We start from the raw sequence: 19,595 nt of genomic DNA on the forward strand, positions 1-19,595 counted from the left end.
GAGCAGGCAAGCCAGCTCCCACATTAAATCTGTGGCGCCCATCGATTGTTGTTCAGAACTGTTCAATGTCAACCCGCTTAATGTTCAGTTGTTCAGCGCTGGTTGTTCATTTGTGTTCATGCCTGAACATCCTGTTCAACCCATTTCCTTACAGATCAACCACCTGCCACTTCTGGCACGAAACTCGCTCTTACGAATGGCCAGAATCATTCCAATAATAAAAAGGGCGTGTCATGTCATTGACCCTGGAACATGTCTCCCGCGTTGTCGAAGGCCAGACCTGGATCGACGACGCCAACCTGCGTTTCGAAGCCGGTTCTTTCAACGTATTGCTCGGCCGCACGCTGTCCGGCAAGACCAGCCTGATGCGCCTGATGGCCGGGCTGGACAAGCCCGACAGCGGCCGCATCCTGATGAACGGCGTAGACGTCACCCACAAGCCGGTGCGCCTGCGCAACGTGTCGATGGTCTACCAGCAGTTCATCAATTACCCGACCATGACCGTGTTCGAAAACATCGCCTCGCCGTTGCGCCAGGCCGGTGTGTCCAACGAACTGATCCACAGCAAAGTGCTGGAAACCGCGCAGATGCTGCGCATCGAGAAGTTCCTGCAGCGCCACCCGCTGGAGCTTTCCGGCGGCCAGCAGCAACGCACGGCCATGGCCCGCGCCTTGGTCAAAGACGCCGAGCTGATCCTTTTCGATGAGCCGTTGGTAAACCTGGACTACAAACTGCGCGAAGAGCTGCGTCAGGAAATGCGCGAACTGTTCAAGGCGCGCCACACCATTGCCATCTACGCCACCACCGAACCCAATGAAGCCCTGGCCCTGGGTGGCACCACCACCATCCTGCACGAAGGCCGGGTGATCCAGAGCGGCAGGGCCGCCGAGGTGTATCACCAGCCCCAGACGGTGCTGGCCGCCGAGCTGTTTTCCGAGCCGCCGATCAACCTGATGCCGGGGCGTATCAGTGGCAATGAAGTGAGTTTTGCCAATGTCGTGCACTTCCCGTTGAACGTGGATCTGCGTCCCATCGGCGAAGGCGAGTTCCGGTTTGGCGTGCGCCCCAGCCATATCAGCCTGGTGCCGAGCAACGACGATGACCTGGAACTGGCGGTGACCGTGGAGGTGGCCGAGATCAGCGGTTCGGAAACCTTCCTGCACGTGCGCAGCGAGCATTTCCTGTTGGTGCTGCATTTACCGGGGGTGCATGAGTACGACGTCGACGCGCCGATTCGTGTGTACATCCCCACCCATAAACTCTTTGTGTTCGATGGCCAGGGGCGTTTGGTCCAGGCCCCCGGGCGCCGCGTCGCGAGGGTTGCCTGATGGCCGAGATCCATTTGCAGAACCTCGCGCACAGTTACAGCCCTACACCCAATGGCCCCGAGGACTACGCCATTCGGGCCATGAACCATGTGTGGGAGCAGGGCGGTGCCTACGCCTTGCTCGGGCCATCGGGCTGCGGCAAGTCGACATTGCTCAATATCATCTCCGGCTTGCTCAGCCCGTCCGAAGGCCAGGTGCTGTTTGACGCTAAAGTGGTCAACGAGCTGACCCCGGAGAAACGCAATATTGCCCAGGTGTTCCAGTTCCCGGTGGTGTACGACACCATGACGGTGTTCGACAACCTGGCGTTTCCCCTGCGAAACCAGGGCATGGCCGAAGCGAAAATTCACAGCAAGGTGCAGGAAATTGCCGAAGTCCTCGACCTGCAAGCCCTGCTGAGCAAAAAAGCCCGCAACCTCACCGCCGATGAAAAACAAAAAGTTTCCATGGGCCGTGGCCTGGTGCGCGATGACGTGTCGGCGATCCTGTTCGACGAACCGCTGACGGTGATCGACCCGCACCTCAAATGGAAATTGCGCCGCAAGCTCAAGCAGATTCATGAGCAGTTCAATATCACCATGGTCTACGTCACCCACGACCAGCTTGAGGCGTCGACCTTCGCTGACAAAATCGCGGTGATGTACGGCGGGCAGATCGTGCAGTTCGGCACGCCGCGTGAGCTGTTCGAGCGCCCCAGCCACACCTTTGTCGGCTATTTCATCGGCAGCCCCGGGATGAATCTGATCGAGGTGCAGGCCGAAGCCGGTGGCGTGCGCTTTGCCAGTACGTTGCTGCCGTTATCCGAGGCGTTGCAACAGCGCCTGCGCGAGACGGGCTACAAAAAGCTGCAGGTGGGTATCCGCCCGGAATTTATCCACGTGTGGGACGAGTACAACCCTGACGCGCTGCAGGCCGACGTCGTGCATGTGGAAGACCTCGGCACCTACAAGATCATGACCCTCAACCTCGACGGCGCGCCGTTGAAAGTACGCCTGGCCGAAGACAAACCGGTGCCGGAAGGCAAAGCCTCGATCAGTTTTCCCGCGCAGTGGTTGATGGTGTACGCCGACGATTACCTGCTGGAGGTGCAGCCATGAACAAGGTGCAGAACAACAAGGCCTGGTGGCTGGTGTTACCGGTGTTCCTGCTGGTGGCGTTCAGCGCGGTGATCCCGATGATGACCGTGGTCAACTATTCGGTGCAGGACATTTTCGACCAGTCCAGCCGCTATTTTGTCGGTGCCGACTGGTACAAACAGGTGCTGCTCGACCCGCGCCTGCATGATTCCTTGCTGCGCCAGTTCATCTACTCGGCCTGCGTGCTGTTGATCGAAATCCCGCTGGGCATCGCCATCGCCCTGACCATGCCGACCAAGGGCCGCTGGTCGTCACTGGTGTTGATCATCCTGGCGATTCCGCTGCTGATCCCGTGGAACGTGGTCGGCACCATCTGGCAGATTTTTGGCCGCGCCGACATTGGCCTGTTGGGTTCGACGCTCAACGCCATGGGCATCAACTACAACTATGCGGCCAACACCATGGACGCCTGGGTGACGGTGCTGGTGATGGACGTGTGGCACTGGACTTCGCTGGTGGCGCTGCTGTGTTACTCGGGGCTGCGTGCGATTCCGGACGTGTACTACCAGGCAGCGCGGATTGATCGCGCATCCGCTTGGGCGGTGTTCCGACATATCCAATTGCCAAAGATGAAAAGCGTGCTGCTGATCGCGGTGATGTTGCGCTTTATGGACAGCTTCATGATTTACACCGAGCCTTTCGTGCTGACGGGCGGCGGGCCGGGTAACGCCACCACGTTCCTCAGTCAGACCTTGACCCAAATGGCTGTAGGCCAATTCGACCTGGGCCCGGCGGCGGCGTTTTCCCTGGTGTATTTCCTGATCATCCTGTTGGTGTCCTGGCTGTTCTACACCGCCATGACCCACTCCGACGCCAACCGCTGAGGCCGCCAACATGAGCAAGCGCAAGGTTATTCCGCTGCTGATCTACATCCTGTTTCTGCTGGTGCCGATCTACTGGCTGCTGAACATGTCATTCAAGAGCAACACCGAAATCCTCGGCGGGCTGACGCTGTTTCCGCAGGACTTTACCCTGGCCAACTACAAGGTGATCTTCACTGACCCGAGCTGGTACACCGGTTACCTCAACTCGCTGTACTACGTGAGCCTGAACACGGTGATCTCCCTGAGCGTGGCGCTGCCGGCGGCCTATGCGTTTTCGCGCTATCGGTTCTTGGGCGACAAGCACCTGTTCTTCTGGCTGCTGACCAACCGTATGGCGCCGCCGGCGGTGTTTTTGCTGCCGTTTTTCCAGCTGTATTCGTCCATCGGGCTGTTCGATACGCACATCGCCGTGGCGCTGGCGCATTGCCTGTTCAACGTGCCGTTGGCGGTGTGGATCCTGGAAGGCTTCATGTCCGGCGTGCCCAAGGAAATCGACGAAACCGCCTACATCGACGGCTACAGTTTTCCCAAGTTTTTCGTGAAGATTTTTATCCCGTTGATTGGCTCCGGTATCGGTGTGACGGCATTTTTCTGCTTCATGTTTTCCTGGGTCGAACTGCTGCTGGCGCGCACCTTGACCTCGGTTAACGCCAAGCCGATTGCGGCGGTGATGACGCGCACGGTCTCGGCCTCGGGCATTGATTGGGGCGTGCTGGCAGCGGCGGGGGTGTTGACCATTCTGCCGGGCATGCTGGTGATCTGGTTTGTTCGCAACCACGTGGCCAAGGGCTTTGCCCTGGGCCGGGTCTAGAGGATTCGATGATGGAATGGATGGCCTGGACCACCCCCACCGCACTGTTCTTTGTGACGATTGGCCTGCTGCTGGCAGGCATGACCACCTGGGAACTGCGTTCGCCGAGTATTCCTCGGCGCGGTTTGTTGCCGATCAGCACCACCCGTGGTGATCGTTTGTTTATCGGTCTTCTCGGCAGCGCCTACCTGCATTTGCTGGTGATCGGCGTTACCGACTGGAGCATCTGGGTGGCGTCTGCGCTATCCCTGGTATGGCTGTTGAGTGTGATGCGTTGGGGCTAGTGCCCTTATGAACTAGTGCCCTTATGAATAAACCACCAGGAGGTCTCTATGTTGAATAAAAACAATAAGCTGCGACATAGCATTTCATTGGCCGCCGTACTGGCCTTGAGCGGTTTGAGCGCCACGGCCTGGGCCGATGCGTACGAAGATGCCGCGAAAAAATGGATCGGCAGCGAGTTCAAACCGTCCACGCTTACCGAAGCCCAGCAGCTCGAAGAGTTGAAGTGGTTTATCAAGGCGTCGGAACCGTTCCGTGGGATGAAGATTAACGTGGTGTCGGAAACCCTTACCACCCACGAGTACGAATCCAAGGTACTGGCCAAGGCCTTCAGCGAAATCACCGGCATCAAGCTGACCCACGACCTGCTGCAGGAAGGCGACGTGGTGGAGAAGCTGCAAACCCAGATGCAGTCCGACAAGAATATCTATGACGGCTGGGTGAACGATTCCGACTTGATCGGTACGCACTTTCGCTATGGCAAGACCGAATCCATCACCGACCTGATGGCCAACGAAGGCAAGGCCTTCACCTCGCCGACCCTGGATATCAAGGACTTTATCGGCATCTCGTTCACCACCGCGCCGGACGGCAAGATCTACCAACTGCCCGACCAGCAGTTCGCCAACCTCTACTGGTTCCGCGCCGATTGGTTTGAGCGCGCGGACCTTAAAGCCAAGTTCAAGGAAAAATACGGCTACGAGCTGGGTGTGCCGGTGAACTGGTCGGCCTATGAAGACATCGCCAAGTTCTTCAGCGAAGACGTCAAGGAAATCGACGGCAAACGTATCTATGGGCACATGGACTATGGCAAAAAAGACCCATCGCTGGGCTGGCGCTTCACCGATGCCTGGTTCTCCATGGCCGGCGGCGGCGACAAGGGCCTGCCCAACGGCTTGCCGGTGGACGAGTGGGGCATTCGCGTGGAGGACTGCCACCCGGTAGGCTCCAGCGTGACCCGTGGCGGCGACACCAACGGCCCGGCCGCGGTGTTTGCCACGCAAAAGTACGTGGACTGGATGAAAGCCTACGCGCCTCCGGAAGCGGCGGGCATGACCTTCTCCGAATCCGGGCCGGTGCCGTCCCAGGGCAACATCGCCCAGCAGATCTTCTGGTACACCGCGTTTACGGCCGACATGACCAAGCCGGGCCTGCCGGTGGTGAACGCCGACGGCACGCCGAAATGGCGCATGGCGCCGTCGCCGGTCGGGCCGTATTGGGAAAAGGGCATGAAAAAGGGCTATCAGGACGTGGGTTCCTGGACCTTCCTGAAGTCCACGCCCGAGAAGCAAAAACTCGCGGCGTGGCTGTACGCGCAGTTCGTGACCTCGAAAACCGTGTCACTGAAGAAAACCATCGTTGGCCTGACGCCGATTCGTGAGTCCGACATCAACTCCCAGGCCATGACCGACATGGCGCCGAAACTCGGCGGGCTGGTGGAGTTCTACCGCAGCCCGGCGCGGGTGGAGTGGACGCCGACCGGCACCAACGTGCCCGACTACCCACGCCTGGCGCAGTTGTGGTGGAGCAACATCGCCGCAGCGGCCAGCGGCGAGAAAACCCCGCAACAGGCGCTGGATAACCTGGCCAAGGAACAGGACGCGATCATGACGCGCCTGGAGCGTTCCAAGGTGCAGCCGGTGTGCGGCCCGAAAATGAACCCGGAGCGGGATGCGCAGTACTGGTTTGACCAGCCGGGCGCGCCGAAGCCCAAGCTGGCGAATGAGAAGCCCAAAGGGGAGACCGTGGCTTATGGTGATCTGTTGAAGCAGTGGGAGGCGGCGCGTAAGTAACCCAGAGGCCGAAACACTGTACCTGTGGCGAGGGAGCTTGCTCCCGCTGGCCTGCGTAGCAGGCCCATTTTTGGGGCCGCTGCGCAGCCCAGCGGGAGCAAGCTCCCTCGCCACAAGGGCAGGTAAACACTAGGTTAGGCGGCCTGCGGCTGAACCTGCAACTGCCCATCCACATCCTTGACCAGCTCACTGGCCAAAAACAGCGGCGCCAAGCGCTTGTGAAGTTGCGGCTCGACAAACTCCTTCACCGTCTCCAGCACCAATACGCCACTGAGCGGCAGCTCGGCCTTGGTGTATGACAGCCACGCCTTCTTCAACACCATCAACACATCGCTGCCCGCCGTAGAGGCAAAGCGGCGGTGCGTGGGTTTGCCGTCGAAGTTGAAGGTGTGCTGGAACGCGTAGCCGGTTTCGTCACCGTTGGCGGCGCTGCAGCGCACGCAGGTGCATGGGCCATCGCCGAATGCGCTGCGCAGGTAAGCGTTGAAGTCCACCACGGGCTTGAGTGACAGGCGCTTATCGACCTCGAACAGATCCCCAGTCATTTTATCGTCAGTGTTCAACGTCCATTTCCTCGCAGGTTGGCAGGTGTATTTCAAAGCGCGGCACAATAACAGCCACACGGCATTTTGGGGATGATTAGCATAACAATAGATCCCGATATTCTTTTCCAGTCTTAAAATTCGTCGCTAGGCTCTATCACCTTCTCGAAAACGCGGCAGATTCCCATGACTTTCAAGCGTTCCTCCCTGACCCTGTTGGCCGCGTCCCTGGCGGCCGCGAGCGCCTTGCTCAGCCCCGGCGCCCAGGCCGAAGGCAAGATCAGCATTGCCCAGCAATTCGGTATCGGCTACCTGATCCTCGACGTGGTGCGCGACCAGCACCTGATCGAAAAACATGGCAAGGAGCAGGGCCTGGATATCAAGGTGGAATGGAACAGCATTTCCGGCGCCACCGCCATGAATGAATCGCTGCTGGCCGGCGCCCTGGATGTGGTCTCGGCGGGTGTGCCGCCGATGCTCACCCTGTGGGACCGCACCAAGGGCAAGCAGAACGTCAAGGCCATCGCCTCCCTGGGTTCGATGCCCAATTACCTGCTGACCAATAACCCCAACGTGAAGACCCTGCAGGACTTCACCGAGAAAGACCGCATCGCTGTGCCGGCCGCCGGCGTGGGTTTCCAGTCGCGCACCTTGCAGATAGAGACGGCCAAGCTGTTCGGCGATGCCAATTTCAAGAAGTTCGACGACATCTCCATCAGCCTGGCCCACCCGGATGCCACGGCGGCGTTGATTGCCGGTGGTTCGGAGATCAATTCACACTTCTCCAGCCCGCCGTTTCAATATCAGGAGTTGTTGAACCCTAACGTGCACAAGGTGCTCAGTTCCTACGACATTCTTGGCGGGCAGGCGTCGTTCAACGTGCTCTACACCACGCAGAAATTTCACGATGACAACCCCAAGACCTACAAGGCGTTTTATGACGCGCTGGCGGAGGCCGAGAAGATCATCAAGGCCGATAAACCTGCGGCCGCCAAGACGTATATTCGCGTAGAGGAATCCAAGCTGCCGCTGGACCTGCTGGAGAAAATCGTCCAGGACCCGGAAATCGACTTCACCATCGTGCCGCAGCGGACGTTTATCTATGCGCAGAAGTTGCAGGAATTGGGCGTGTTGAAGAACAAGGCGGCGAGCTGGAAGGATTACTTCTTTGAGGAAGCCCATGGTGGTGATGGCAGCTGATTTGTAATTGGGAGCCAATGTGGGAGCTGGCTTGCCTGCGATAGCATCAACTCGGTGTACCTGACACACCGAGGTGCCTGCATCGCAGGCAAGCCAGCTCCCGCAGTGGATCGTTGTTGTCTATGTGTCAGCGGAAGAATTCGCCCGGCGTAGACTCAAACTGCTGCCGAAACGCATTGATAAACGCCGACGTCGACTCATACCCACACCCCAGCGCCACATCCGTCACCCGCTCGCCTTGCTCCAGCGCGGGCAGGGCGCTGAGCAAGCGCAGGCGCTGACGCCAGGCGCGAAAGGTCAGGCCTGTATCACTCAAAAACAACCGGCTCAGGGTCTTTTCACTGACCCCAAGCTTGTGGCTCCAGTCACCCAGGGTGGTCTGCTGCTCCGGGTGCAGGTTCAGGCTGCGGTAAATCTGCCGCAGCCGTGGGTCATGGGGCAACGGCAGCATCAAATCCACCTGGGGCGCGGCCGCCAGTTGGTCGAGCACCACCTGGGCCAGCCGCCCGTCCGGGCCGTCCTCGGCATACTCCACCGGCAACTCGCTGAAACTGCGGATCAACTCGCGCAACAAACTGCTCACCTCCAGCACCTGGCAACGCTCGGCCGCCCAGGCGGTGACGCTGCAATCGAGGTACAGGCTGCGCATTTCCGTGTGCGGTGAGCTGAACACCCGGTGCGGTACGCCCGCAGGAATCCACACGGCGCGCTGGGGCGGGGCGACGAAACGGCCGACACTGGTCTGGATCTCCAGCACCCCCGAAATCGCATACGACAACTGCACCCACGGGTGGCTGTGCCGGCGGGTCAGTGCGCGGTTGGGCAGCGATTCGGTGCGGCCATACACCGGGCGTGGCAGGCTGGAAAGCCCGGGCACACTGCGTCGGACCGTCTTGTCATGTCCTTTAGGCGGCATTTACTGGCTCATTGGCGTTAGTCGGTAACAGGCCGTTAAGTTAGAGTCGCAGCGATGCTCTTGGCAACCCCTGGAAGATTTGCTTATGACCCGCCCGCGTTTTCTACCTGACAACTTCACCCTGACCCTGATCGCCACGGTGATCCTTGCGTCACTGCTGCCGGCCAGCGGCCAGACCGCCGTGGCCTTCGGCTGGGTGACTAACCTGGCCATCGCGCTGCTGTTTTTCCTGCACGGCGCCAAGCTGTCGCGCCAGGCCATCGTCGCTGGCGCCGGGCACTGGCGCCTGCATTTGCTGGTGTTCAGCCTGACTTTTGTGCTGTTCCCATTGTTGGGCCTGGCGCTCAAGCCGCTGCTGTCGCCGCTGATCGGCAACGACCTGTACATGGGCATGCTGTATCTGTGTGCGCTGCCGGCCACGGTGCAGTCGGCGATTGCCTTCACCTCACTGGCCCGCGGCAACATCCCGGCAGCCATCTGCAGCGCGGCGGCTTCCAGCCTGTTCGGCATCTTCCTGACGCCGTTGCTGGTGACCTTGCTGCTTAACGTACACGGCGATGGCGGCTCGACGGTCGATGCCATCCTGAAAATCAGCGTGCAGCTGTTGCTGCCTTTTGTGGCCGGGCAGATCGCCCGGCGCTGGATTGGCGAGTGGGTGGGGCGTAATAAATCCTGGCTGAAGTTCGTCGACCAAGGCTCGATTCTGCTGGTGGTGTATGGCGCTTTCAGCGAAGCGGTCAACGAAGGCATCTGGCACCAGATCCCGTTGTGGGAGCTGGGCGGTCTGGTCGTCGCCTGCTGCGTGTTGCTGGGCTTGGTGCTAGTGGCCTCCGCCGTGCTGGGCAAGGCATTTGGGTTTAACCAGGAAGACCGCATCACCATCTTGTTCTGTGGCTCGAAGAAAAGCCTGGCCACCGGTGTACCGATGGCCCAGGTGCTGTTCGCCGGGGCGACCATGGGCGTGCTGATTTTGCCATTGATGCTGTTTCACCAGATCCAGTTGATGGTCTGTGCGGCGTTGGCGCAGCGTTATGCCAAACGCCCGGAAAGCATCCCCGAGATGATGGGCCAGGTCGATCCGTGATCCAGCGCACACCTTGGGAAGATTGACCTCAAGTTAACGCCCGAGCAGACGACTTCCTTATTGAGAGCCCAATAAGGAGTGTCGGCATGAACGTTAAAGGTATTTCGGTATTAACCGGCCTGTTTTGCCTATGGGCGGGAGCCTGTGGTGCCGCGCAGACCATAGGGCAGGGCACCATTCAATTTCGCGGCGCCATCGTCGAACCCGGCTGTGCGACAAATGCGCGCAGTGGCGCGGTGATGGAGTTGACCGGGTGCGCCAGTTCCAATCGCGGCAGTCGCTTCGAGGTGCGCAATATTGCGCCAGTGGCCAGCGTCAACGCCGCCCATGTAAAGCTGGTGGCAGACAGCGGCGATGGGCGTTATTACAACCAGAGTTACTTGCTGGTGGATGCCGCCGGCAAGGCGATCCAGTCGGGCAACTACGTGATTACCATGACCTCGCCCTAAGCCTTCGGGCGACGATCCGCGTCAACAGCGGGCCAAGAAACCTATAGAATGCCCGGCGGCGGCGCTGTTCTGCGCGGCCGTTGGATCATCGCCAGAGTATCTCGCCCGCCAATGAGCATTTCAGCCGCAACGCCCCAAGCCAATTGGCAACCGGTCATCGCCTTGGCGCTGGCCGCCTTTGTGTTCAATACCACCGAATTCGTGCCCGTGGGGCTGCTCAGCGCCATCGGTGCGAGCTTCGACATGCCCATCGCCAGCGTCGGCTTGATGCTCACCATCTATGCCTGGATCGTTTCGCTGACCTCGTTGCCGGTGATGCTGCTGACGCGCAACGTCGAGCGGCGCAAGTTGCTGATCGTGCTGTTCGGCCTGTTTATCGCCAGCCATATCCTCTCCAGCGTCGCCAACAGTTTTGGCCTGCTGATGGTCAGTCGCATTGGCATTGCGTTGTCCCACGCGCTGTTCTGGTCGATTACCGCGTCCCTGGCCGTGCGCCTGGCGCCGGAAGGCAAGCAGGTGCAAGCCCTTGGGTTGTTGGCTACTGGCACCTCTTTGGCGATGGTGTTGGGCATTCCCCTGGGCCGTCTGCTCGGTGAAGCCATGGGCTGGCGCACCACCTTCCTGGTGATCGCCGCGTTCGCTGGCGCCCTGGTGTTCTGGCTGGCGCGCACCTTGCCGCCGCTGCCGAGCCAGAACTCCGGCTCGCTGCGCAGCCTGCCGTTGCTGTTCAAACGCCCGGCACTGGTGGCGCTGTACGTGCTCACCGCCATGACCGTCACCGCGCAATTCACCGCCTACAGCTACATCGAACCCTTCGTCGAAGGCGTGGCCGGTTTGGGCGGTGGCGCCGTAACCCTGATTTTGCTGGTGTTCGGCGGCGCGGGCATCATCGGCTCGCTGCTGTTCAGCCTGGTGCACCGTTTCAACCCGCATATTTTCGTGGTCAGCGCAGTGTTCCTGCTCGCGGCCTGCTTGACCCTGATGCTGCCCTTGAGCGGCGCCGAGTCGTACCTGGTGATACTGAGCATTTTCTGGGGCATGGCCATCATGGGCTTCGGCCTCGCCATGCAATCGAAGGTGCTGGTGCTGGCCCCCGACGCCACCGACGTGGCCATGGCAATGTTCTCCGGCATCTACAACATCGGCATCGGCGGCGGCGCCCTGATGGGCAGCTGGGTCGGCAGCCACTTCGGCTTCGCCTGGATCGGCGTGGCGGGCGGGGCGTTGGCAGCGGTGGCGTTGATCGGGTATTGCCTGGCGATTCGGCGGTTTGGGACGGGTGTGGCGCGTACCCAGTAATACTTGTTCAATGATGAATTTGAGTTTTCGAAGGATTGAATGATGTCTGCTTTTGAGTTTTTAACACCGGGCTCGGTTGGCTCACTGCGTTTTGGTATGCCTCGGGAACAGGCCCGCGCAATCTTGGGAAAGGCATTCGAAACGTTCAAAAAGACAGCTGAGTCGATGAATACCACAGACGCCTATGACGTACAGCGTCTTCATCTTTACTACGATGAAACTGATCAGCTCAAGGGCGTGGAGTTTTTCCAAGGCAGCCAATTTTCATGGAAAGGGGAAATCCTGGTCGGAATGACTTGCGACGATCTTAAAAAGACGCTGCGCCTTCACGAAGTCGCATTTTTATCAGATAACGCCGGTATTGACGCGAAGGCACTGGGAATGAGCTTCTACATCCCGGATATATATGACGAGGGCGATAACGCCATTGTTAAATGCCTTTACCTTGACCTGTCGGTGGCTGATTCCAAGGGCGGTTACGGACTGTGAGGCATCTGATCGTTTTACTTTTCCTCGGTTTGCTCAGCGGCTGCGTGACGAATCAACTGCATTTTGCCTCGTACTCTACGCCGGCTCAGTTGGAAGCGATCAAGAGCAGGGTTATTCAGGCTGATATCGTGAATGTCGTCGGGGCAGAAAGCTGCACGCGTTGCTCTGAGTCAAGCAAAGTGGTCTGGCATGCGGCTAATTACAACGTCGGTCTATATGAAGGCTTTGCCGCTGTGCCTGTGGATGACTGGCTCGAATTCGCCAGGCTATCAGTGGGTTCTTCCTCTGAGGCGCCTCTGAAAACTACCGTTGAAATCGACAGAGTCTTCGTTAAAACCTGGAATTCACCAGAGTACTACGCATGTGAAGTGAGCCTTACGGTGGACATCGGCGGCACACGATATGCCGGCTGGTCACGCCTGAAGTTGAAAGAGCCAGGGCAGCGTCTGATCAGCCAGGAGCGTGCGTCTCTCAACGGCGAGGTGTTGAGCACAGTCGGTCTTGCATTGAAGGCGGCTTACATTGATGCGCTGGACAAGTCAAAAAGCGCGCACTGATTTAGGACCGGCTATCGGGCTGGCATCGTCGGTCAGAACTTTCAGGCATGTTAAGGGCCTAGAGCACCCGTTGCCTATTTTTCCTGGAGCCCAGTACCGATGTTGAACGCCGTGATCAAACCCGCCGTATTCGCTTTCGTCATCGGCATGTCCATGCTGCTGATCAGCCCTGCGAGCTCAGCCGCCAGCTTCGACTGTGGCAAGGCCAAAGCGCCTGACGAAATTGCGATTTGCAAAAACGTCAGCCTAAACGACCAGGACGTGACCATGGCGTTGCTCTACGACTTGAACAAGCACTTCATGGCCATGGGCGCGCGCGGTTCATTGATGGACGGGCAGGCCGAATGGCTCAAACAGCGGCATGCCTGCGGGGCGAAAGTGAGTTGCCTGAGCACTGCTTATACGCAGCGGATTGGCCTGTTGCGCGGGTTCATTGATGAGCGGGTGATGACGAAAGGGCCGTTCTGAGTCATTCCAGACGCGGCAGTTAGAGGGCGACCAAGAGGTCGCCCATTTTTCTTTACAGCCCTACGCTCGCAATCTTCGCCCCATCACATCGAGTAAGTCGCAACCGTCACGCAGTGGAATACTTAACAGCAACGCGAAGTCCTGCAGCACAACAGTGTCGCTGCTAAGCCCATCGCGAAGCGCCAGGTTCTCCAGAAATTGAGTGACTGCCCGTATGCGAAACACCGCTGCATCATGCAGTGCGTCCAGTGGTGCCTGAGTGTCGATAAGCAGGGTAGGGATAATGCAATCGGGGCCTGTGATGGGCATATACCGATCTTGTGCAGTCATGGATCTTGCTCCTATATCTGAATGAGCCGTCACCTTCTGCCGCCAAGCAGAATTAGGGTGGCGGATTACGCAAGGTTGGCGGACCGGGGATATAGGACCCGGCACTTCCGAAGAAGTCCCTGCGCAACCCGCCATTGCACGAAATCACGGGCACAAAAAAGCGCCTGCAATCGTGTTGGGGGCGCTGTTGCGCCTATATCTGGTCGGACCGCCAAGTCCAATCGCAGCGTTTGCTGCGAGTTGAAAGGTTAACGTGCGAGGTTATCAGGGGCAACAGGCAAATGGGCGGGATCTAAAATTTGGATCATTCGCCTGTGCGGTAATCTGCTTTCCTGTGGGAGCGGGCTTGTTGTGGCGAGCAGGCTTGTCCTGCGTTGGGTGGCGAAGCCGCCCCGTTCAGTCTACGCGGTGGCTAGAAAAAGCCGGGGCCGCTTCGCAGCCCAACGCAGGACAAGCCTGCTCGCCACACGTCAGCTCCCACATTTGACCGCATGCGGTTTTAGTACCTTACAGCGCAGCCAGCACCGCCTCGAGCTTCTCCTGATCCCGCGCAAACTGGCGAATGCCTTCGGCGAGTTTTTCAGTCGCCATCGCATCTTCATTCGACGCCCAACGGAATTGCGCTTCGGTCAATTGCTGACGCGCTTCGCCTTCTGCACCCGGCGCCAATTTGCGTTGCAGCACGCCGTTATCGTCAGCCAGTTTTTGCAGCAGGTCAGGGCTGATGGTCAGGCGGTCGCAACCAGCCAGTTCTTCGATCTGGCTCAAGGTGCGGAAGCTGGCGCCCATCACCACGGTGTCGATTTTATTGGTCTTGTAGTAGTTGTAGATACGCGTCACCGACTGCACGCCCGGGTCTTCGGCACCGGTGTAGTCCAGGCCGGTGTTTTTGCGATACCAGTCGTAGATGCGGCCCACGAACGGCGAGATCAAAAATACCCCGGCATCCGCGCAGGCCTGGGCCTGGGCGAAGGAAAACAGCAGGGTGAGGTTGGTCTGGATGCCGGCTTTTTCCAGGCGCTCGGCGGTGCGGATGCCTTCCCAGGTGGAGGCCAGTTTGATCAGCACGCGGTCGCGGCCGACACCGGCCTGGTCATACAGGGCGATCAGCTGGTTGGCCTTGGCCCACAGCGCGTCTTCGTCGAACGACAAACGCGCGTCGACTTCAGTGGAAATACGCCCCGGAATCACCTTGAGAATGCCCGCGCCCACCGACACCGCGAAGTGGTCGCAGGCCAGGCCCACATTGCCTTTGGACAGGCTCACGGCATTGCGCAGCAGCTCGGCGTATTCCGGGATGGCGGCGGCCTTGAGCAGCAGCGACGGGTTGGTGGTGGCATCCACCGGGCGCAGGCGGCTGATGGCTTCCAGGTCGCCAGTGTCGCAGACCACGGTGGTGAATTGCTTGAGTTGTTCGAGCTTGGACGTCATGAGCGGCGGTCCCCAGGAAAAGAGTGAAGGTAGCTGTTGTACCATTTCCGGGGCGCCCTGTTTACCGCGCGTGCAAACCTGTCGCGGCCTTAAGGCTTCCAGGTCTGCACATCCTGCGCATCCACCGCCTTGGCGTAAGGCGTGCCCGTCATCACCGCGATTTTCTTGCGAAATAGCGCCAAGCTTAAAGTTATGACAAGCATTCGATAAATACTCTTTCGATCTGAGCTTAGGGCGCTTTTTGCAGCGTCCGACGAATCGGGCATAACCATAGAGTTATATGATTCTTTCATAATCGTGCGTGATTAATATAATCAAAAGCGAACTTTCCCGCGAAGACGCTTTATGACCTCACGCCGCCAGATCCATTTGTCAGCCTTCCTGTTGAGCGGCCCGGTGGTGCACAGCCACGCGGTATGGCGCCACCCCGAAACCGTCGGCAATTACCTCGACCCCGAGTACTACACGCGTATCGCCAAAGTCGTGGAGGAAGGCCTGTTCGACTTCCTGTTTTTCGCCGATCGCCTGGCCGTGGGCGACCAGATGGGCGGCTCCCGTGAGTTTGCCTTGCGCTACGGCGCCCAGGACGCCACGCGCCTCGACCCGTTGCCGATCCTGTCGTACCTGGTGGGCCAGACCACCAAACTCGGCCTGGGCGCGACCCGTTCCACCACCTATTACGAACCGGCGCATATTGCCCGCGAATTCGCCACCTTGGACCACCTGTCCAAGGGCCGCGCGGCGTGGAATATCGTCACCTCGATGAATGACAGCGAAGGGCGCCTGTTCGGCAAGGCCAAGCACCTGGAGCATGACCTGCGCTACGACCGCGCCGATGAGTTTGTCGAGGTCGCGCTGAAACTCTGGAACAGCTGGGGCAAGGACGCGCTCAAGCTCGACCGCGAAAGCGGCGTGCTCGCCGACCCGGCATTGATTACCTCGGTGCAACACCAGGGCGAGTGGTTCCGGGTTGAAGGCCCGCTGAACATCCCGCGTTCGCCCCAGGGCCGGCCGGTGCTGATCCAGGCCGGGTCTTCCGGGCGGGGTCGGCGCTTTGGCGCACGGTGGGCCGAGGCGATTTTTACCATTAACCCGCACCTGGCGGCGATGCAGGCCTTTCGCGATGACGTGCGCGCCCAGGTGGTGCAACAAGGCCGCGCCGCCGACAGCTGCAAAATACTCACCGCGGTGATGCCGTTTATTGGCGGCAGCGAAGCCGAAGCCCGCGCCAAACGCGACCAGCACAACGCCCTGGCGCGGCCGGAGTTGGGGCTGGTGACGCTGGCTTCGCAGCTGAATGTGGACCTGTCGCCGTTCCCGTTGTCGGCCACCCTGGCCGAGGTGGCGCAATCGCCGCTGATCCACGCGGCGGCCGCTGAAAAGCTGCTGATGCAAGGCTCTGAGCTGACCCTGGAACAACTCGGCCGGATCTTCGCCAGCAGCGTGCGCGTGCCGCAACTGGTGGGCACCGGCGCGCAGATCGCCGACCAATTGGCTGAGCTGTTCGAGCAAGGCGGTTGCGACGGCTTTGTGATTTCGCCGGGGTACTTGCCGGGCTCGTTCACCGAATTTGTCGAAAGCGTGATTCCGCATTTGCAGCGCAAGGGCCTGTTCCGCACGGCGTACGAAGGTTCGACGTTGCGTGAGCACCTCGGTCTGGACTGATGCGCTCTATGTGGGAGCTGGCTTGCCTGCGATAGCGGTGGGTCAGTTTGCACCGTTGTTGACTGACACTGCGCTATCGCAGGCAAGCCAGCTCCCACATTTGGGCGGCGGTGTTTTTTATTGGGTACATCAATTTAAAGGAATAGTGCGCATGGCTGCTTTTGATCTCTTGACCCGTCGCCGCTTGCTCGGCATGGCAGGCATTTCCATGGCCGGCCTGGCGCTGCCCAGCCTGGGCTTGGCGGCCGACGAGCACGCCGGGCACGGCACGCCTGCGGAACCTGCAGGTACCGGCGAGTTCATCCGCTTCGACGCGCCGCGCAAGCTCAAACTGGCGGTCAACCTCAACGCTGTGTGCCTGGCGCCAGTGGTGATCGCCCACGGCCAGGGCTTCTTCACCAAGCACAACCTCGATGTGGAGCTGGTCAACTTCGGCAACTCCACCGAAGTGCTGCTCGAAGCCATCGCCACCGGCAAGGCGGATGCCGGCATAGGCATGGCGCTGCGTTGGCTCAAGGCGCTGGAACAAGGCTTTGACGTCAAGCTCACCGCCGGTACCCACGGCGGTTGCCTGCGCTTGCTGAGTGCGGCGAACGGCGGCGTGAACAGGCTGGAGGACCTCAAGGGCAAGGCCATCGGCGTCACCGACATGGCCAGCCCCGACCGCAATTTCTTCTCGATCCTGCTGAAAAAGCACGGCGTCGACCCGGTGCGCGACGTCGAATGGCGCCTGTACCCTGCCGACCTGCTGGGCACCGCGCTGGAGCGTGGCGAAGTGCAGGCGGTCAGCGGCAGTGACCCGTTCATGTACCGCCTGATCAAGTCCGGCGTGGCGCGGGAGTTGTCCACCAACCTGGTGGAGGAATACGCCAACCTCAGCTGCTGCGTGGTCGGCGTCACCGGCAAGCTGGTACGTGAAGACAAGCGCGTGGTCGCGGCGCTGACCCAGGCGATTCTGGAGGCCCACGATTATTCCGTGCAGCACCCCGAAGAAGTCGCCAAGGGCTTCCAGGCTTATGCGCTGAATACCACCACTGAGGAAGTGCAGGCGATCCTGCACGATCATACCCACGGCCACCATGCGGTCGGCGCGGCGCTGACGCAGGAAATCACCACCTATGTCACCGACCTGAAAACCGTCGAGGTGATCAGCAAAGGCACCGACCCGGTGGAGTTTGCCAAGGAGATCACCGCTGATGTCTTCAGTTGACGCTACAACTCTGAACCCAACCCTGACATTCAAGGCCGGCTGGCAGGGCGCCACGGTGGTGGCGGCCTGGGTGGCCGTGGCACTGTTGATCAGCTATTGGCCCAATGCCGTGCGCAATTGGCCGATGACCCAAGGGCTGGCCAATGTGTGCGTGGCGGTGGCTGCGCTGTTCATTCTGTTGAGCCTGCTGGGCCTGCGTTTTTCGCGGCTCGGCCAGCGCTTGCAAAAGGCCGGGCCGTGGCTGATTGCCTTGCCCGTGTTGCTGGGTATCTGGGAACTGCTCACCGCCAAACTGGCGCTGTTGCCGGTGCCGTTTTTCGCGCCGCCCCAGGCCTTGCTTGCGGTGTATGTCGAAGACTATGCGCGCCTGGCCGACAGCCTGCTGCATTCGGCCTTGCTGCTGGGTTCGGGCGTGGCGCTGGGCGCGGCGACTGGTTTTGTCGCGGGCGTCTCCATCGGCTGGTCCACGCGCATCGGCTACTGGTTGCACCCGGTGCTGCGTATCCTCGGGCCGGTGCCGTCGACGGCGTTGCTGCCGCTGTGTTTTTTCCTTTTTCCCAGCAGTTGGAGCGCAAGTGTTTTCCTGATCGCCCTGGCCACCTGGTTTCCGGTCACGGTGCTGACCTGGTCCGGCGTGGCGAGTGTCGATAAAGCCTATTACGACGTGGCGCGCACCTCGGGTGCCAAACCGGGCTTCCTGATTTTCAAAGTGGCGATTCCCGCTGCGTTGCCCCACGTGTTTGTCGGCTTGTTCATGGGCCTGGGGGCCTCGTTTTCGACCTTGGTGGTGGCGGAAATGATGGGGGTTAAATCCGGCATCGGCTGGTACTTGCAATGGGCTCAAGGCTGGGCCGCCTACGCGAACATGTACGCGGCATTATTGATCATGGCACTGGCCTGTTCGGGGTTGATCACCGGGTTGTTCCTGGTGCGTGACCGCTTGTTGGCCTGGCAGAAAGGAGCGATGAAATGGTAGCGCTGGCACAGGCAGTTCAACCCGCGCCCGGGCTGGCGCTGCGGATTGAGAACCTCAGCCATGGCTTTGCACTGGACGGGCAGCGTTTGCCGGTATTGGAGCGGGTTTCCCTGGAGGTGGCGCCCGGAGAATTCGTGGCGTTGCTTGGGCCTTCGGGGTGCGGCAAATCCACTTTGCTGCGCCTGGTGGCCGGGTTGGAACCGGCTGACTCCGGGCGTTTGCTGGCCGATGGGCACGCCATCACCGGCCCCGACCCGAGCCGCGTGGTGGTGTTCCAGGACCCGACCCTGTACCCGTGGCGCCGCGTGTGGGACAACGTCGCGCTGGGCCTGGAGGCTCAAGGCTTGCTCAAGACCCATTCGGCCAAGGTCGATCAAGCCCTGGAAAAAGTCGGCCTCAGCGCCTTCGCGCACGCCTACCCTCGACAACTTTCCGGCGGCATGGCCCAGCGCGTGGCGTTGGCCCGTGCGCTGGTCAACCAGCCACGGCTGCTGATTCTGGATGAACCCCTGGGCAAGCTGGACTCGCTGACGCGCATCACCCTGCAAAAGGAGCTTATCGACCTGTGGCAGCGCCAGGGCTACACGGCGTTGCTGGTGACCCACGACGTGGAAGAAGCCTTGCTGCTGGCCAACCGCGTGATCGTATTCAGTGACCGCCCGGCGAAGATCCAGGCGCAGTTGACCATCGACCGGCCCTATCCTCGGCATCGCGATGATGCCTATCTGGTGGATTTACGCCGGCAGATTCTGGGGTTGTTGGGGTTGGGGGAGAGCTGGTAGTTGTTGGTCTGATCGTTCCCACG

The 19,595-nt window shown here is 60.1% G+C and carries 21 protein-coding genes; 17 read left to right on the plus strand and 4 right to left on the minus strand.

All coding sequences use genetic code 11. The annotated features are described in order from the left end of the window. The first annotated feature begins 233 nt into the window (after positions 1-233). Genes GIW48_RS23035 through GIW48_RS23060 form a run of 6 tightly spaced genes read left to right on the plus strand, consistent with a single transcriptional unit; the run spans position 234 to position 6,174 of the window. Positions 234-1,328 (plus strand): ABC transporter ATP-binding protein, encoded by a 1,095-nt coding sequence (locus GIW48_RS23035; protein ID WP_017137726.1) that lies wholly within the window; start codon positions 234-236, stop codon positions 1,326-1,328. Beyond that, positions 1,328-2,425 (plus strand): ABC transporter ATP-binding protein, encoded by a 1,098-nt coding sequence (locus GIW48_RS23040; protein ID WP_138451761.1) that lies wholly within the window; start codon positions 1,328-1,330, stop codon positions 2,423-2,425. Before GIW48_RS23035 ends, GIW48_RS23040 begins: the two co-directional genes overlap by 1 nt. Further along, on the plus strand, positions 2,422-3,288 hold the full coding sequence (locus tag GIW48_RS23045) for a carbohydrate ABC transporter permease (protein ID WP_017137728.1): 867 nt from the start codon (positions 2,422-2,424) through the stop codon (positions 3,286-3,288). The genes GIW48_RS23040 and GIW48_RS23045 overlap by 4 nt, the downstream gene beginning before the upstream one ends. A 10-nt stretch (positions 3,289-3,298) precedes the next feature. Continuing rightward, positions 3,299-4,099, plus strand: coding sequence for a carbohydrate ABC transporter permease (locus GIW48_RS23050; RefSeq protein WP_003174634.1), 801 nt, complete (start codon positions 3,299-3,301; stop codon positions 4,097-4,099). An 11-nt stretch (positions 4,100-4,110) separates the two neighbouring features. Beyond that, positions 4,111-4,383, plus strand: a complete 273-nt coding sequence (locus GIW48_RS23055; RefSeq protein ID WP_026013758.1) for a DUF2160 domain-containing protein — start codon at positions 4,111-4,113, stop codon at positions 4,381-4,383. Positions 4,384-4,431: 48 nt separating this feature from the next. Further along, positions 4,432-6,174 carry an ABC transporter substrate-binding protein gene (locus GIW48_RS23060; protein WP_017137730.1) on the plus strand — a complete coding sequence of 581 codons (1,743 nt, stop codon included), beginning with the start codon at positions 4,432-4,434 and terminating at the stop codon, positions 6,172-6,174. Between the two features lie 134 nt (positions 6,175-6,308). Here the strand turns inward: GIW48_RS23060 and GIW48_RS23065 are convergent, their stop codons facing one another. Continuing rightward, positions 6,309-6,737, minus strand: coding sequence for a hypothetical protein (locus GIW48_RS23065; RefSeq protein ID WP_017137731.1), 429 nt, complete (start codon positions 6,735-6,737; stop codon positions 6,309-6,311). A gap of 165 nt (positions 6,738-6,902) precedes the next feature. Between GIW48_RS23065 and GIW48_RS23070 the strand changes: the two genes are divergently transcribed. Next, a complete protein-coding gene (locus tag GIW48_RS23070; protein ID WP_236462443.1) occupies positions 6,903-7,916 on the plus strand; it encodes an ABC transporter substrate-binding protein in 1,014 nt (337 codons plus the stop codon). 127 nt (positions 7,917-8,043) lie between these two features. On the opposite strand, the gene GIW48_RS23075 is transcribed toward GIW48_RS23070, so the two are convergent. Continuing rightward, positions 8,044-8,832 (minus strand): AraC family transcriptional regulator, encoded by a 789-nt coding sequence (locus GIW48_RS23075; RefSeq protein WP_017137733.1) that lies wholly within the window; start codon positions 8,830-8,832, stop codon positions 8,044-8,046. Between the two features lie 85 nt (positions 8,833-8,917). Here GIW48_RS23075 and GIW48_RS23080 point away from each other — a divergent pair, with 85 nt between their 5' ends. From GIW48_RS23080 to GIW48_RS23105, 6 genes are all read left to right on the plus strand, one after another. Then, positions 8,918-9,916 carry a bile acid:sodium symporter family protein gene (locus GIW48_RS23080; RefSeq protein ID WP_099547751.1) on the plus strand — a complete coding sequence of 333 codons (999 nt, stop codon included), beginning with the start codon at positions 8,918-8,920 and terminating at the stop codon, positions 9,914-9,916. Between the two features lie 86 nt (positions 9,917-10,002). Continuing rightward, positions 10,003-10,365 (plus strand): hypothetical protein, encoded by a 363-nt coding sequence (locus GIW48_RS23085; protein ID WP_017137735.1) that lies wholly within the window; start codon positions 10,003-10,005, stop codon positions 10,363-10,365. A 111-nt stretch (positions 10,366-10,476) separates the two neighbouring features. Then, positions 10,477-11,664, plus strand: coding sequence for a sugar transporter (locus GIW48_RS23090; protein WP_138453532.1), 1,188 nt, complete (start codon positions 10,477-10,479; stop codon positions 11,662-11,664). A 42-nt stretch (positions 11,665-11,706) separates the two neighbouring features. After that, on the plus strand, positions 11,707-12,153 hold the full coding sequence (locus tag GIW48_RS23095) for a hypothetical protein (RefSeq protein ID WP_138453531.1): 447 nt from the start codon (positions 11,707-11,709) through the stop codon (positions 12,151-12,153). Beyond that, on the plus strand, positions 12,150-12,710 hold the full coding sequence (locus GIW48_RS23100; protein WP_236462446.1) for a hypothetical protein: 561 nt from the start codon (positions 12,150-12,152) through the stop codon (positions 12,708-12,710). Before GIW48_RS23095 ends, GIW48_RS23100 begins: the two co-directional genes overlap by 4 nt. Before the next feature lie 99 nt (positions 12,711-12,809). Further along, positions 12,810-13,178 (plus strand): lysozyme inhibitor LprI family protein, encoded by a 369-nt coding sequence (locus GIW48_RS23105; RefSeq protein ID WP_236462450.1) that lies wholly within the window; start codon positions 12,810-12,812, stop codon positions 13,176-13,178. 60 nt (positions 13,179-13,238) lie between these two features. Here the strand turns inward: GIW48_RS23105 and GIW48_RS23110 are convergent, their stop codons facing one another. Together GIW48_RS23110 and tal are read right to left on the minus strand one after the other, a co-directional pair. Further along, entirely contained in the window at positions 13,239-13,487 is a 249-nt protein-coding gene (locus GIW48_RS23110) for a hypothetical protein (RefSeq protein WP_138454274.1), read from the minus strand. Between the two features lie 528 nt (positions 13,488-14,015). Beyond that, positions 14,016-14,939, minus strand: a complete 924-nt coding sequence (gene tal / locus GIW48_RS23115) for a transaldolase (RefSeq protein WP_236462453.1) — start codon at positions 14,937-14,939, stop codon at positions 14,016-14,018. A 345-nt stretch (positions 14,940-15,284) separates the two neighbouring features. Between tal and GIW48_RS23120 the strand changes: the two genes are divergently transcribed. From GIW48_RS23120 to GIW48_RS23135, 4 genes are all read left to right on the plus strand, one after another. Further along, positions 15,285-16,604: an LLM class flavin-dependent oxidoreductase gene (locus GIW48_RS23120; RefSeq protein ID WP_236462456.1), complete on the plus strand. Its 1,320-nt coding sequence runs from the start codon at positions 15,285-15,287 to the stop codon at positions 16,602-16,604. Between the two features lie 151 nt (positions 16,605-16,755). Beyond that, positions 16,756-17,814 (plus strand): ABC transporter substrate-binding protein, encoded by a 1,059-nt coding sequence (locus tag GIW48_RS23125; protein WP_170038589.1) that lies wholly within the window; start codon positions 16,756-16,758, stop codon positions 17,812-17,814. After that, complete coding sequence (locus GIW48_RS23130) at positions 17,801-18,790, plus strand: ABC transporter permease (RefSeq protein ID WP_236462459.1); 990 nt, start codon at positions 17,801-17,803, stop codon at positions 18,788-18,790. Before GIW48_RS23125 ends, GIW48_RS23130 begins: the two co-directional genes overlap by 14 nt. After that, complete coding sequence (locus tag GIW48_RS23135; RefSeq protein WP_236462462.1) at positions 18,784-19,572, plus strand: ABC transporter ATP-binding protein; 789 nt, start codon at positions 18,784-18,786, stop codon at positions 19,570-19,572. Before GIW48_RS23130 ends, GIW48_RS23135 begins: the two co-directional genes overlap by 7 nt. Positions 19,573-19,595 lie beyond the last annotated feature (23 nt).

Origin of the sequence: Pseudomonas sp. PA-6-3C (genome assembly GCF_021605825.1) — a bacterium.
Taxonomy (GTDB): Bacteria; Pseudomonadota; Gammaproteobacteria; order Pseudomonadales; family Pseudomonadaceae; genus Aquipseudomonas; species Aquipseudomonas edaphica.

Bases quoted from the DNA above. Each gene is read 5' to 3' on its own strand.
- GIW48_RS23035 (WP_017137726.1), top strand. From the start codon at position 234: ATGTCATTGACCCTGGAACATGTCTCCCGCGTTGTCGAAGGCCAGACC.
- GIW48_RS23040 (WP_138451761.1), top strand. From the start codon at position 1,328: ATGGCCGAGATCCATTTGCAGAACCTCGCGCACAGTTACAGCCCTACA.
- GIW48_RS23045 (WP_017137728.1), top strand. From the start codon at position 2,422: ATGAACAAGGTGCAGAACAACAAGGCCTGGTGGCTGGTGTTACCGGTG.
- GIW48_RS23050 (WP_003174634.1), top strand. From the start codon at position 3,299: ATGAGCAAGCGCAAGGTTATTCCGCTGCTGATCTACATCCTGTTTCTG.
- GIW48_RS23055 (WP_026013758.1), top strand. From the start codon at position 4,111: ATGGAATGGATGGCCTGGACCACCCCCACCGCACTGTTCTTTGTGACG.
- GIW48_RS23060 (WP_017137730.1), top strand. From the start codon at position 4,432: ATGTTGAATAAAAACAATAAGCTGCGACATAGCATTTCATTGGCCGCC.
- GIW48_RS23070 (WP_236462443.1), top strand. From the start codon at position 6,903: ATGACTTTCAAGCGTTCCTCCCTGACCCTGTTGGCCGCGTCCCTGGCG.
- GIW48_RS23075 (WP_017137733.1), bottom strand. From the start codon at position 8,832: ATGCCGCCTAAAGGACATGACAAGACGGTCCGACGCAGTGTGCCCGGG.
- GIW48_RS23080 (WP_099547751.1), top strand. From the start codon at position 8,918: ATGACCCGCCCGCGTTTTCTACCTGACAACTTCACCCTGACCCTGATC.
- GIW48_RS23085 (WP_017137735.1), top strand. From the start codon at position 10,003: ATGAACGTTAAAGGTATTTCGGTATTAACCGGCCTGTTTTGCCTATGG.
- GIW48_RS23090 (WP_138453532.1), top strand. From the start codon at position 10,477: ATGAGCATTTCAGCCGCAACGCCCCAAGCCAATTGGCAACCGGTCATC.
- GIW48_RS23095 (WP_138453531.1), top strand. From the start codon at position 11,707: ATGTCTGCTTTTGAGTTTTTAACACCGGGCTCGGTTGGCTCACTGCGT.
- GIW48_RS23105 (WP_236462450.1), top strand. From the start codon at position 12,810: ATGTTGAACGCCGTGATCAAACCCGCCGTATTCGCTTTCGTCATCGGC.
- GIW48_RS23110 (WP_138454274.1), bottom strand. From the start codon at position 13,487: ATGCCCATCACAGGCCCCGATTGCATTATCCCTACCCTGCTTATCGAC.
- tal (WP_236462453.1), bottom strand. From the start codon at position 14,939: ATGACGTCCAAGCTCGAACAACTCAAGCAATTCACCACCGTGGTCTGC.
- GIW48_RS23120 (WP_236462456.1), top strand. From the start codon at position 15,285: ATGACCTCACGCCGCCAGATCCATTTGTCAGCCTTCCTGTTGAGCGGC.
- GIW48_RS23125 (WP_170038589.1), top strand. From the start codon at position 16,756: ATGGCTGCTTTTGATCTCTTGACCCGTCGCCGCTTGCTCGGCATGGCA.
- GIW48_RS23130 (WP_236462459.1), top strand. From the start codon at position 17,801: ATGTCTTCAGTTGACGCTACAACTCTGAACCCAACCCTGACATTCAAG.
- GIW48_RS23135 (WP_236462462.1), top strand. From the start codon at position 18,784: ATGGTAGCGCTGGCACAGGCAGTTCAACCCGCGCCCGGGCTGGCGCTG.